Origin of the sequence: Hahella ganghwensis DSM 17046 (assembly GCF_000376785.1) — a bacterium.
Taxonomy (GTDB): Bacteria; Pseudomonadota; Gammaproteobacteria; order Pseudomonadales; family Oleiphilaceae; genus Hahella; species Hahella ganghwensis.
The window spans coordinates 1-13,453 of record NZ_AQXX01000090.1; the positions used below are offsets into that span (position 1 = coordinate 1).

Genomic DNA, 13,453 nt, shown 5'->3' on the forward strand with positions numbered 1-13,453 from the left:
CACGAAGCATGGTGGATAACGGATACGGAGGGCGGCCGTTCTCGCCCTTGGGGTAATAGCGGGCGATCTTCTTTTCCATGCGTTTCCATGGGATCAGCTTATCCATTCGCTCCAGAAAGATTTCCCGGCGGGTCTTACGCTTCTTATTCTGGTATTCAGCTTCGGAGAAAGTCATCTGATCCATGGATAGTATTCCTGATGAGTGAAGTTGGCCGTATTATGACTGATTTGGGGAGTTATTCAGAGCCTCCTTAGCTGTTTATGAGTACTGGCTGGAAAATGTATGGTTCCCAACCGGTCCCCATATTGAGACTCAAGATCTGATTAGAACGAAGTGGGGTTACCAGGGATCTAGCACCCGGCTAAACGCATTTGAGAATTTCTACGGGAAATTCACTCAGTAGTAAAACTGTTACCTGGTTTCACTGAGACAGTGTTTTTGGTGATTGAACACGAAGCCCTGATTGGGTGAAATGATCTCAGGGCGCCGGGTGGATTATCATTGCTGTAAGTTCTTAAAATTTAATCTGAATTCAGCAACTTGTAGTCGTCAGCCCGGATTTCCACCGAAACTCCCGATGAGGTTACCCAATACCTCGTCGGGTCTCCGTCAGGCACTTGACGCCAAAGAGCGTTTCAAAACGTTAATGCCGCAAAGGCAACGCAAATAATTCTTCGAAAGTTTCCTAACGCTTTTCCCAACCTTCATCTCCTGTACGCTTTACATTGGCATGGTTGTCCGTGAAGCTAATGCCACATTCTGTTCCTCTTTACTCATCTCCTGACACTGAGCTGCTATGTGGTTATTAGCCCCTTCGGCATGACCAGAATCTCGACATGTTCCCGGTGAGGCCAAGCATGGCTAGATAGGATGCGAAGGCGTTGGATGCCTTATTTCTGGTTTGGTTATGGTGGCTGGGAAGGTATACAAGGAAGCCAGGCTGGTATGATAGATGGTGATCTCTGGTGTTGAAGTGCGTAAAGGGGTATGGCACGAAATATCGCGTTGTTGATAAGGCTATTGGAGTGATGCCGAGAAGATGACGCGCGACGGCAGTAAGCTCTGAGCAAAATCTTAGTCAGTCTAAGATCGTCATGAACCTATAAAGTGTGAGAGTGAGGCGAATATGTGGAGTGATCCGAGTTGGCCCCAGGCAGCCAGAAATACCCAAAAGTGTGCTGTCTGTGATCAGGAAACGAGTTCACTTCCCGTCCCCTCTGATTTTGGGGACGCAATTTGCTCGTCGATTCAATGTCAGCAGGTCTGGCAGAAAAAAGACCATATGCCGCCTGCCATGTTTCAGCATCATCTTAATTTCCAGCGTGAGGTGATTCGAGGGCGTCTTGCCCGTGAACAGCAGGAAGAAGCGCATAGAGCTGAAGTTGACGATAAAATCCGTGAAGAAAACCTGGTCCTGTTTGAGCGATTAGTCTCAAGCCATTCGAATCTGCTACCGGAATACGCTTCCCCGGAAACTCATCTCGTTGCCCTGCCATCAGGTAAGGAACAGCTGCAGCCCTTGGCAGCAGAGCGAGTCGCTGAGTATCGTGCTCATCTGGAGAATATGATTATTGCAGCGCTGGTGACCAATGATGCTGATGATTTGTTCCTCAAGGAGAACGAAGAAAAAGCCCGGAAAACGGACGAGAAACTCGTGATGCGACCAGAAATATCTGCCAAGGCCGATCAATTCTGCGCACTGTGCAAGGGAGGGTGCTGTACAGCTGGTGGCAATGATGCTCTGCTGGATGTTCGGGGTGTACGTCGATATATGCAGGAGAACCCTGAACTATCTCCAATAGAGGTACTTGAACGATATCTGGATAAAGTGCCTGGTCAATCCATGGAGGGGTCCTGCATAAATCACACTTCCAACGGTTGTGTCTTGCCCCGAGACATGCGCTCGGATATCTGCAATGGATATTTTTGTGATTCCGTAAAATCCCATAACCGCATGATGGAAGGGTTACCTGAAGATCAAGTGGTGGCCATAACCCGAAACCACAGTAATTTTCAAAAGTATCATGCAGGGGCTGATTTGAGTGTTCGTGAAGTGGCGATTCTGGATGATCAGATGTTAAAACTGATCCCCGTCACCAATATTGTTTAGATGAAATCGACGATACTTTGAGTGGGACAGGAATATAAAAAGGGCACGAGATTGTGCCCTTTGAAGTGGTTTCTTGATCTACGTGACGCTTAGAACAATACCCGACAGCGAATGGTGCCTTTGACCGAGCGAAGCTTGGTCAGAGCCAGATCGCTGTATTCCTTGTTGATATCGACAACCACGTAACCAACTTTTTCGTTGGTCTGCAGGTACTGACCGCAGACGTTGATTCCGTTCTCTGAGAATACGGAGTTGATCTCAGACATGACGCCTGGCACGTTTTCATGGATGTGAAGCAGGCGATGGTTATCAGGATGAGATGGCAGAGATACTTCGGGGAAGTTCACCGAGGTCACCGTCATACCTGTGTCGCTGTACTTCGCCAGCTTTTCACCCACTTCACGGCCAATATTCTCCTGGGCTTCCATGGTGCTACCACCAATGTGAGGGGTCAGGATGACATTGTCGAACTCACGCAAGGGGGAAATGAATTCGTCCTTGTTGGTGCGTGGCTCTACCGGGAAAACGTCAATCGCCGCACCCAGCAGTTTGTCCTCGCGCAGTGCATTCACCATCGCCTCGATATCAATGACCGTACCACGGGAAGCATTGATCAGGATGCTCTTGTCTTTCATCGCGGAAAGCTCTTTGGCACCGAACATGTTTTTGGTGGCCGGTGTTTCGGGTACGTGCAGACTGACGATATCACTCATGGCCAGTAGCTCGTGCAGGCTGTCCACCTGAGAAGCATTCCCCAGTGGCAATTTAGTAACCACATCATAGAATACGACTCTCATGCCGAGACCTTCGGCCAGAATGCTCAGTTGGGTTCCGATACTGCCATACCCAACGATACCCAGCACCTTGCCCCGAATCTCGTAGCTGTTTTTGGCGGACTTCATCCATTCGCCACGGTGGGCGGCGGCATTCTTCTCCGGAATCCCCCGCAACAGCAGAATGGCTTCGGCCAACACCAGCTCAGCCACCGAACGGGTATTTGAGTAAGGCGCGTTGAAGACCGCAACACCTCTGGAAAGAGCGGCATTCAGGTCAACCTGATTGGTTCCGATACAGAAGCACCCGATAGCAATCAATTTCTGTGCGTGTTCCAGTACTTCGTCAGTAAGCTGGGTGCGGGAGCGAATACCGATAAAATGCGCATCGGCAATCTTTTCTTTCAGTTCGGCTTCGGGAAGAGAGCCCACATGGTATTCAATATTGGTATAGCCAGCGGCGTTCAATGTATCCACCGCAGACTGGTGAACCCCTTCCAGAAGAAGGAATTTGATCTTGCTTTTGTCTAAAGACGTCTGGGTCATATCGGGTTGAACCTTTTAAATTGCTTGGTCACTGCGCTGTTTATCCGGGCTGTTTCAGCGATAATATTCCAGAAATTTGAATGATATCCCCGTAAAAACCAGGGGGATCAACAGCGGAGGGCGCGTATGATACCATATGCGTCGCTTTTTGACTTGCAGATTTAGATAAATTGTGAATGGCCGGGTTTTTGGTGTGACTGCTCTGCAACCCCCGTCAATGGTGGCTTTGCGTAAGTGGAATGCGTCACTCCTGGGCAGTATTCATGTAGATTATGTTGACTATTAACCTGTGACTGGGACGTCGACATATTAAAAATGATGATCTTGTACAACGTTTAAGTGAAATAGAGAGAAGTATATGACCCAGGTTCCGGCCGAACAGATTATTGAGCGTTTAAAAAGTGTGGTTTCTGTCGGTAAAGTACTGACGGACGCGGATGCGTTGCAATCCTATGGTTCGGACTGGACCAGGAAGTTCTCGCCTGATCCTCTGGCAATTGTTTTGCCCAAAACCACAGAAGAAGTGCAGGCGGTCGTGTTGGCTGCCAACGAACTTGGATTTGGACTGGTCCCCTCAGGTGGCAGGACAGGTCTGAGTGCCGGAGCTGTCGCGGCAAACGGTGAAGTGGTTGTTGCCTTCGACAATATGAACCAGATTCTGGACTTCAACAGTGGCGATCGCACAGTTCTGTGTCAGGCAGGAGTGGTCACCGAGCAGCTGCAGAATTTTGCCAGTGAGAACAACCTTTATTATCCCGTGGATTTTGCTTCTGCCGGATCCAGCCAGTTGGGTGGCAACTTGTCGACCAATGCTGGTGGTATCAAGGTGATTCGGTGGGGGATGAGTCGTGACTGGGTCGCCGGACTTAAAGTGGTGACGGGCAAGGGAGACATCCTGGAGCTGAACAAGGATTTGGTAAAGAACAACACCGGATACGATCTCAGGCACCTTTTTATAGGTGCCGAGGGAACTCTTGGATTTATTACCGAAGCCACAATGAAGCTGACGCGACAGCCGAATAATCTGACGGTTCTTGTGCTGGGGCTCAGTCATTTCAATCATGTGATGGATGTGCTGCAGACTTTCTCAAACAAACTGGATCTGACGGCGTTTGAGTTCTTTTCTCATCAGGCCATGGGACACGTATTGGCTCATGCTGATATCCCGCGTCCATTTGAAACTGAGGCGCCTTACTATGCTCTGCTTGAATTTGAGTGTCTGACTGATGACATGCTGGAAGATGCCATGGGGCTGTTTGAAACCTGTGTCGAGAATGAGTGGGTACTCGATGGGGCGATCAGTCAGAGTGAAACCCAGGCGATGAACCTGTGGCGTCTGCGTGAGGGCATTTCAGAGAGTATTGCTCCCCATACACCTTATAAGAATGATATTTCCGTGATTCCCAGTAAGGTGCCCGAGTTTCTGACCAGAATTGATGAAATTGTCAGCAAGGAATATCCGGATTTTGAAATCATCTGGTTCGGTCATATTGGTGATGGAAATCTTCATCTCAATATTCTGAAGCCTGCTGATCTATCCAAAGAGGAATTCTTCAAGCGCTGTGAGCAGGTCAACACCATGGTTTTTGAAACTGTCGAAGCGTTCCGGGGGAGTGTTTCCGCCGAACATGGGGTCGGGCTGCTGAAAAAGGATTACCTGCAATATACCCGCAGTTCTGCGGAGATGGCCTACCTTAAGGCCATCAAGCAGGCTTTTGATCCCAATAACGTGATGAATCCAGGCAAGGTGATCGATTTATGATGCATGCACGACTGCTGACAGGTGAGGACTTCCCTGCGCCTGTCAGCAAAGTGGTATGCGTGGGCCGGAATTATGCTGAGCACGCAAAAGAGCTGAATAATCCGGTTCCCACGACCCCGATCTTATTTATCAAACCTAACTCCAGTTTGACCCGGCTAGAAGATGGGGTGGCGTTGCCGGAAGGCCAGAATGTTCATTACGAGGCTGAGCTGGCTGTCCTGGTTGGCCGAAAACTGAAAAATGCGAGCGAAGACGAAGCAAAAAGCGCAGTTGCCGGTCTTGGTCTGGCGCTGGATCTGACGCTTCGTGAGGTGCAGTCGCAACTCAAGGAGAAAGGGCTGCCCTGGGAAATCGCCAAGGCATTCGACGGAGCATGTCCTTTGTCGTCATTTCAGCCGGTCGATAATCCTGATTTGGAAGACCTGGAATACCGGCTTTCGATCAATCAGGAACTTCGTCAACACGGCGTCACCGCTCAGATGCTGACTCCCATTGCCCGCCTGCTGGCTTATACGTCCAACATCTTTACCCTTGAGCCCGGTGATGTGGTTCTGACAGGAACACCCGCAGGTGTCGGACAGTTGCATGCTGGGGATCAACTTGAACTGGATGCTTCATTTGGCGTGAAGGTGTCTGCCAAGGTCCGCTAATCAGTAAAGGATACTCTGAGGGTATCCTTCCTCTATCACTCAATTTACTGGAGTTTGCAGGGAGTATAAATCCTGTGAATACCCAAGATTCACTCATCAGACCCTGGTTGGGAATGATTCCCTAGGTGTTTTCACGTACAATACCGCACTTTCACTGCCTGGAAGTCTTTTTCAGACTGTTTATGATGGACTTCCGTGTCCTGCGAACAGTACAACTGCAGAAGACAGGCAGCACTCTGGAGGTGGATGGGGACCCACTTCACGGGGTGATTTTGAAGCAATGCGAGTGCACTTCCTGCAAGGAATGCCCGTACAACGTCTAGAGTGTGTTGAGGCTTAAATATGACTGAGAGAGTCCAAGTTGGCAGCCTGCAGGTTGCCAAGGTTTTGTACGATTTTATAAATGAAAAAGCGATCCCCGGAACAGGCGTGTCTGCGGACAAGTTCTGGTCCGAGATGGAAGCCGTACTCACTGATCTCGCCCCTAAAAATAAAGCGCTTCTGCAAAAGCGTGATGATATCCAGGCAAAAATCGATGAATACCACAAAACGAATAAAACGATTGATGCCGCAGCCTATAAAGATTTTCTAAAGGAAATTGGTTACCTGCTCCCTGAAGGTGAAGATTTCCAGGTGACGACTCAGAATGTCGACCCTGAAATTGCCACCATGGCAGGCCCACAGTTGGTTGTTCCAGTGATGAATGCGCGTTTTGCATTAAACGCAGCCAATGCCCGTTGGGGGAGCCTGTATGATGCTTTGTACGGCACAGATGTTATTTCCGAAGACGGTGGGGCTGAAAAGGGGAAAGGTTACAATCCTGTGCGTGGCGCAAAGGTCATTGAGTTCGCCCGTACCTTCCTGGATCAGGCTGCGCCGCTGGCCTCTGGCAGTCACAAAGATGCAACCGGCTATCAGATTGAAGGCGGAAAGCTGAACGTTTCCCTCAAAAACGGCTCTGTCTCGGGGCTTGGAAATGAATCTCAACTGATTGGATACACTGGTGAAGCGAATGCTCCGACTGGTGTTCTTCTGCAAAACAACGGGCTGCGTTTTGAAATTCAAATCGATGCCGAGAGTCCGATTGGTCAGACGGATGCAGCTGGCGTAAAAGATGTATTGATGGAAGCGGCCCTGACGACCATTCAGGACTGCGAAGACTCTGTTGCAGCTGTGGATGCCGATGACAAGGTCGTGGTCTACAGCAACTGGCTGGGACTCATGAAAGGTGACCTGGCTGAATCCTTCGAGAAAGGTGGAAAGCAGATGACGCGTACGCTTCATGCTGATCGCACCTATACCGCGCCGGATGGCGGCAGTTTGACACTACCCGGTCGCAGCCTGTTGTTTGTGCGTAACGTGGGACACCTGATGACGATTGATGCCATTCTGGATAAAGATGGCAACGAAGTACCTGAAGGTATTCTGGACGGCATGATCACCTCCCTGATCGCTATTCATGATCTGAAAGGCAACAGCAAAGTCCGTAATTCCAAGACCGGCAGTGTTTATATCGTTAAACCGAAAATGCACGGTCCAGAGGAAGTGGCCTTCACCAATGAATTGTTTGGCCGAGTGGAAGATGCGCTGGGACTGGAACGTTTTACGCTGAAAGTGGGCATCATGGATGAGGAGCGTCGCACCACGATCAACCTCAAAGAATGTATTCGTGCTGCCAGTGATCGAGTGGTCTTTATCAACACCGGTTTCCTCGACCGGACAGGTGATGAGATCCATACCAGCATGCTGGCCGGGCCAGTTGTGCGTAAAGCGGTGATGAAACAACAGCCTTGGATTAACGCTTATGAAGACTGGAACGTAGATATCGGTCTGGCGACCGGATTGAAAGGTCGTGCCCAGATTGGTAAAGGGATGTGGCCAATTCCTGATGAAATGCAGCAAATGTTGGATACCAAGATCGGACATCCGATGGCGGGCGCCAACTGTGCCTGGGTTCCGTCTCCAACAGCTGCTGCTTTGCACGCGCTACACTATCACAAAGTCAGTGTTGCCGAGCGCCAGGAAGAGCTGGCCAAACGTGAGCGGGCTTCGCTGGACGATATTCTGACCATTCCATTACTGGGTGATACGCAGCTAAGCGCTGACGACATCCAGAAAGAGCTGGACAACAACGCCCAGGGTATCCTTGGTTACGTGGTTCGCTGGATTGACCAGGGTGTGGGATGCTCCAAAGTTCCTGATATCAATGATGTGGGTCTGATGGAGGACCGAGCGACTTTACGGATTTCCAGCCAGCATATTGCCAACTGGTTATTGCACGGCATCTGCACTGAAGAGCAGGTGGTGGAAACCATGAAGCGGATGGCAGCAGTTGTAGACCGTCAGAATGCCAACGATCCTTTGTACCGGCCGATGGCTCCGGATTTTGATGACAGCGTAGCTTTTCAGGCAGCATGTGATCTGGTGTTGAAGGGAACCGCACAACCAAATGGTTATACAGAACCATTGTTGCATGCGTATCGTCGCAAGGCGAAGGCCAAATACGGAGTCTGATTTCTTAGCTTCGTGGAATCTGCGCGAAGCCAGGGATTACATAACCAGACACGACTATAAGTAGTAAGAAACCAAATTAGCTTTGGAAGCAAAATCATAAGGGTAGAACACCCTTCGAGTGCGAGAGCCAAGAAAAACAATAAGGCAACGAGCTAGCTAGGGATAAAACATCAAACTACACATACCCCTTAGTTTGACCCGGTCATTGGCCGGTTTTTTTTTGTTTGATCAATAGGGTTTGCTGGTGTTTCATATCGGGCACTGGCTTGCGTGTTGAAGATCGACAGCCTTCAAAAAACATGGTGATTTGTTGATTCCGATCGGCCACACTTACACAGGTTTATGGTTAGTATAAACAGGCCCTAAGGAAGGAACCTGCCATTCATGACCTACCTGCAACTTGCTTATCTGCACTTGTTGACCATCATCCCGGCTTTCTTTATTGCCACCTATCTATTGTTGGTCAGGAAAGGAACCCTTGTTCACCGGAAACTTGGCCCTGTCTACATGTTGCTCATGATGGTCTCGGCTGTTGTGACATTGTTTATGCCTGCCGCTATTGGACCGGCGTTATTTCAGCATTTCGGCTTTATACATCTGTTAAGCTTGCTGGTACTTTACAGTGTCCCGACTGCCTATATTGCGATCAGGCAGGGTAACGTTAAAAACATCGGGATAATATGATGGCACTGTACTTTGGTGGACTGATTCTTGCCGGCACACTGGCATTGATGCCAGGACGTCTGCTCAACGAATGGATATTTGGATAAGCACAGGGCGGTGATGTGAAGGAGAGACCTATGTCATTGATCGAATTTTCTAAAGAAGAAAAACACATTCTGGTGAAAAATATTCAGGTTTATTTCAGAGATGAACTGGAGCAGGATATCGGTAATTTTGATGCTCAGTTTTTACTGGATTTTTTCTGTGAAAAAATTGGTCCCTATTTCTATAACCGCGGACTGTATGACGCTCAGGCAGTGCTGGAAAAAAGACTGGACAGTATTGCTGAAGCCATTTATGAAATTGAAAAGCCGACGGAGTTTGTCAGGTAAACGCCTGCTGATAGTTTTTTTAAGTCGCCTACATAAACAACATAGTGGGCTGCCGCCAGGCAGGCCGTGATGATATCTCTATCAGTAAGGAAGAAGAGGAGGGCTTGCCATGAACAAGCATGAAAAAATTAACTACGTCGAATATGGTGCCAGGGATCTGACAGCCACCAAAGCCTTTTTTGAAAAAGCCTTTGGCTGGACATTCGTTGATTATGGCCCAGAGTACACGGCATTCTCTGACCAGGGGCTGGACGGAGGCTTTTATCAGGCAGATAGCCGGTCCGTTGCAGAATCCGGAGGCGCGTTGCTGGTGTTCTTCAGTGAGGATCTCGAAGGAACCCAGGCGAAAGTTGAGGCTGCCGGCGGTCAAATCAACAAACCGATATTTTCTTTCCCCGGCGGACGACGGTTTCACTTTGTCGAACCCAGTGGAAATGAATTTGCGGTCTGGTCCGACCAAGGCTTGTAAGCCTAATGGAAAGGTAACGACCTATTTTTTGATAGGGCGGCTTATACCTGCGGTCTCATAAGGCGTTAGGTATAGGGCGCCAGAGTCGCCTGTAAATAGGTTCTCATGTCTTCCCGAATAATAGACGGGCCCTCGACTGTACATTCTGGACCAAGGCTGATGAGCCAGTTTCGCAACTGGATGGTGCGCCTGACTTTGGCCGTTAAGCGATAGGATCCCTTGGTTCCAGGAGCAATACGTTGACTGCTACTGATAGGGTTTTCCAGCAGATCGTCGATCAGATTGCTTTTATTGCCAGTTGGCGTTATCTGTAGTTTTAGTGGGTATTCCCGGGTGTCTTCAGGCTCAATGAAGACATCCATATGACCGGTTTCCAGATATTCCTTCAAACTGAAGCTTTCCGGAATTTCCGCCGACTGATTACCTATATAGATGGACTCTATTTTATGAATCAGAAAATGACGGTACTGATCCGGTTCGTGAATATCTTCATGTTTCTTACCCACCAGATAGAGTTTAGGTAGCAGAATCGCGACTCCAAACGGATGTACCCGATACTCTTTTCCCCGATACCGGAAATGAAGCTGGCGATTCAGCAGAATTCCCCGATATATGGTATCCAGATGCTCTACATCAAACTCAGCCGGTTGTAGCCTTTGGCCCCGTTGATAGAACTCAACGGATTCCTTCAGGCGGCTGTAAAGTTGTGGTGACAGACTCTGCTCGCTTTGCTCAAGGCGATGTTCAGCCTGGGCGAAGAAACGTTCAAGTTCTGACAGGGTGTTTCTTGGTAATAGGTTAGACAAATGTTTTTTGGCCATGGCAAAAGCAATGGCCATATATTGCGGCATCTTTTCATAGTCAAACTGCATACCCGCGTAAGGGTCCAGTTTCCACAACCAGCTTTTGCCTGTACCCCGGATGGCCAGAAGACCGAATTCGTTCGTCGGCTCGTCGTCTTCCTCATCGAAGCCATCATCTTTGCCGTACAGGAAGTTCATATCTCTCTGTACAAGCCGTTTGAGTGTTGCCGGGCTTTGGGATTCGTCCAGATAACCGGATCCAAGAAGGTGGTGGAGAATTTCCTCTGTGGATTTCTCTGCCCGGGTAGAACGCAGAAACTCCAGAATCGTCAGTCGCCGAATAAATGAAGACATAAAAATTTTCTAATAAAGTTCAAAAAAACTGCGATTTTGTTTTTGTAACGACATTAAGTGTCGTTATGGTGCATAGAATAGCTCCTGTAAACAGAAAAAAACACAGGAGAACGCACAATGTTTCGTGTTAATGCATTTACCACCAAAGGCACCAAATTTCGTTTTCGCATTAAAAGTGAAAGTGTGGCAGATCTGCAGAGCATGCTCGATAAAATATTTGCCGGCCGTAGTATGCGTCTGGTGCTGGTGGAGCCTATTAAGTGATCTGGTGGCTTCATAAGCCGGATTATAGTCAGGGTTTACCTAAAGGTTTTTTAGCTTTCAGCGTTATAGATGTCGGTTCAGGTTGTTTTTTGATCATTAGAATCTGCCGGAACTATGCTGCATATCGAGAGACGACAATCGTCCAGGGAAGGGCAGGGATGAAAGAAGGATCGTTAACGGGCTATGGACAGCCAATTCAGGGACAAGGGATGGTGATTTGCGAATAATGGAAGGCGGAATATTAGCAGGATCGCTAAATAAATGCGCAGCTTTACAATTTGTGCTATCAATCCACGTGGTGGATCTGTACAATAAGCGACCATTTTTTAACCGCCCGCAGTCACCAGACGATTGTCGTCTCTCGATATGCAGCATAGTTCCCTCGCAGGTTTTTTGTTAATGTCCGATGATTCACTAGATTTTGCTACTCTTGGCCTTTCCGCTCCTATTCTGTCCGCTTTGAAGGATGTGGGGTACGAACAACCATCTCCTATTCAGGCCCAGAGTATTCCTCTATTGCTGGAGGGTGAAAGCATTCTTGGGGTTGCCCAAACCGGTACCGGTAAAACGGCCGCATTTGCACTCCCCCTGTTGAATCGTCTGGACCCCAGCATAAACTCGCCCCAGATTATTGTCCTTGCGCCTACCAGAGAACTGGCCATCCAGGTTGCTGAAGCGTTCAAGAGCTATTCCAAATACTTACCCGAATTCAGTGTGCTGCCCATCTATGGTGGTCAGGATATGCGCGGCCAGCTGCGCTCTCTGAAAAGAGGGGTTCAGGTGATTGTGGGAACTCCCGGTCGTGTTCTGGATCACCTGAAGCGCAAAAGCCTGGACTTGTCCGCCATCCGTGCCGTCGTGCTGGATGAGGCTGACGAAATGCTGCGCATGGGCTTTATCGATGACGTGGAAGAGATTCTTTCCAATGCACCGGGCGACTGTCAGTACGCATTGTTCTCTGCGACCATGCCTCCTGCGATCAAAAGGGTGGCTGAACAGTATCTGAAAGGTGCCAAGGAAGTTCGCATTGCGACGAAGACTTCGACAGTTGAGCGTATCAGTCAGCATGTCCTGATGGTGGATAATTCCCACAAGCTGGATGCCTTGACCCGTGTCTTGGAAGTGGAAACCTTTGACGGCATGATTATTTTCGTGCGTACAAAATCCGCTACTGTGGAACTGGCTGAGAAACTCCAGGCCCGGGGTTACGCTGCTGAAGCGTTGAATGGTGATCAGACGCAAAAAATTCGCGAGCAGACCATTGACCGCCTGAAGAAAGGTTTACTGGATATTGTCATCGCGACAGATGTTGCCGCACGTGGTCTTGATGTGGAACGCATCAGTCTGGTGATGAACTACGATATTCCATACGACACAGAGTCCTACGTGCACCGTATCGGCCGTACCGGTCGTGCCGGGCGGGAAGGGAAAGCGATTTTGTTTGCCGCTCCGAAAGAGCGTCGTCTACTGCGTGATATTGAGCGAGCAACCAAGCAGGCGCTGACTCCTTATGAAACGCCTTCTGCAGAGCAGATCAGTATCAACCGTATTCAGCAGTTTCAGGATAATCTGCTGTCTACCCTGGAAAATCAGGACTTCAGCCGCATCAAGGATGTCGTGCTGAAATTCGCAGAGGAACGTGAACTGTCTCTGGAAGATGTGGCGTCCGCGCTTGCATTCCAGTTACAGATGGAACAGCCTCTGTTCCCGATTCTCAGAGAACTGCCCAAGCACGACAAAGACTTCCGTCGTGATGGTGACCGCAAGCCCCGTCGTCGCGAACGTGGTGAGAGGGGCGAACGCGGAGGCCGTGGCCGGGATGATGTGGCAATGCAGTGCTATCGCATTGAGGTCGGAAGAAAGCATCATGTGTCACCGGGTGATATCGTAGGTGCCATTGCCAATGAAGCCGGTATAGAGTCCCGTAACATTGGTCACATCGCGATTCATGAGAATTTCTCGTTGGTGGACCTGCCTTCAGGAATGCCTGGTGAAGTGCTGCAGCATCTGCAAAAAGTTCGGGTAAAACAGCAGCAGATGAAATTGAAGCCTGATACCCGTGGCTCAAAAGGTGGTTCTGGTGGAAGAGGGCGCGGTTCTAATTCCGATCGCCGTCCATCCCGTAAGCCGAAACCACGCAGCTAGTACGAAT

At 49.2% G+C, this 13,453-nt stretch carries 12 protein-coding genes; 9 read left to right on the plus strand and 3 right to left on the minus strand.

Annotation, left to right across the window (positions count from 1 at the left end; all coding sequences use genetic code 11):
- On the minus strand, positions 1–184 hold a 184-nt coding region (locus F566_RS0107085), incomplete at its 3' end, for a transposase (RefSeq protein WP_020406292.1).
- A 943-nt stretch (positions 185–1,127) separates the two neighbouring features.
- Here F566_RS0107085 and F566_RS0107090 point away from each other — a divergent pair.
- On the plus strand, positions 1,128–2,111 hold the full coding sequence (locus F566_RS0107090; RefSeq protein ID WP_020406293.1) for a hypothetical protein: 984 nt from the start codon (positions 1,128–1,130) through the stop codon (positions 2,109–2,111).
- 89 nt (positions 2,112–2,200) lie between these two features.
- Here the strand turns inward: F566_RS0107090 and serA are convergent, their stop codons facing one another.
- Entirely contained in the window at positions 2,201–3,430 is a 1,230-nt protein-coding gene (serA, locus tag F566_RS0107095) for a phosphoglycerate dehydrogenase (RefSeq protein WP_020406294.1), read from the minus strand.
- A 358-nt stretch (positions 3,431–3,788) separates the two neighbouring features.
- On the opposite strand from serA, the gene F566_RS0107100 reads away from it, so the two are divergent.
- The 6 genes from F566_RS0107100 to F566_RS0107125 all read left to right on the plus strand — a co-directional run bounded on the left by F566_RS0107100 (position 3,789) and on the right by F566_RS0107125 (position 9,880).
- Positions 3,789–5,192: an FAD-binding oxidoreductase gene (locus F566_RS0107100; RefSeq protein ID WP_020406295.1), complete on the plus strand. Its 1,404-nt coding sequence runs from the start codon at positions 3,789–3,791 to the stop codon at positions 5,190–5,192.
- Positions 5,189–5,842, plus strand: a complete 654-nt coding sequence (locus F566_RS0107105) for a fumarylacetoacetate hydrolase family protein (protein WP_020406296.1) — start codon at positions 5,189–5,191, stop codon at positions 5,840–5,842. Before F566_RS0107100 ends, F566_RS0107105 begins: the two co-directional genes overlap by 4 nt.
- Before the next feature lie 342 nt (positions 5,843–6,184).
- A complete protein-coding gene (locus F566_RS0107110; RefSeq protein WP_020406297.1) occupies positions 6,185–8,356 on the plus strand; it encodes a malate synthase G in 2,172 nt (723 codons plus the stop codon).
- 384 nt (positions 8,357–8,740) lie between these two features.
- On the plus strand, positions 8,741–9,040 hold the full coding sequence (locus tag F566_RS34805) for a DUF2306 domain-containing protein (protein ID WP_020406298.1): 300 nt from the start codon (positions 8,741–8,743) through the stop codon (positions 9,038–9,040).
- 116 nt (positions 9,041–9,156) lie between these two features.
- A complete protein-coding gene (locus F566_RS0107120) occupies positions 9,157–9,411 on the plus strand; it encodes a DUF2164 domain-containing protein (RefSeq protein ID WP_020406300.1) in 255 nt (84 codons plus the stop codon).
- A gap of 109 nt (positions 9,412–9,520) precedes the next feature.
- A complete protein-coding gene (locus F566_RS0107125; RefSeq protein WP_020406301.1) occupies positions 9,521–9,880 on the plus strand; it encodes a VOC family protein in 360 nt (119 codons plus the stop codon).
- Positions 9,881–9,945: 65 nt separating this feature from the next.
- Here F566_RS0107125 and F566_RS0107130 read toward each other — a convergent pair whose 3' ends face one another.
- Positions 9,946–11,037, minus strand: coding sequence for a helix-turn-helix transcriptional regulator (locus tag F566_RS0107130; RefSeq protein WP_020406302.1), 1,092 nt, complete (start codon positions 11,035–11,037; stop codon positions 9,946–9,948).
- A gap of 117 nt (positions 11,038–11,154) precedes the next feature.
- Here F566_RS0107130 and F566_RS36830 point away from each other — a divergent pair, with 117 nt between their 5' ends.
- Both F566_RS36830 and F566_RS0107145 read left to right on the plus strand, forming a co-directional pair.
- Positions 11,155–11,301, plus strand: a complete 147-nt coding sequence (locus F566_RS36830; protein ID WP_020406303.1) for a hypothetical protein — start codon at positions 11,155–11,157, stop codon at positions 11,299–11,301.
- A 399-nt stretch (positions 11,302–11,700) separates the two neighbouring features.
- The gene (locus F566_RS0107145; RefSeq protein ID WP_020406305.1) at positions 11,701–13,446 is read left to right on the plus strand and encodes a DEAD/DEAH box helicase; all 1,746 of its coding nucleotides are present in this window, start codon (positions 11,701–11,703) and stop codon (positions 13,444–13,446) included.
- The last annotated feature ends 7 nt before the right edge of the window (positions 13,447–13,453 follow it).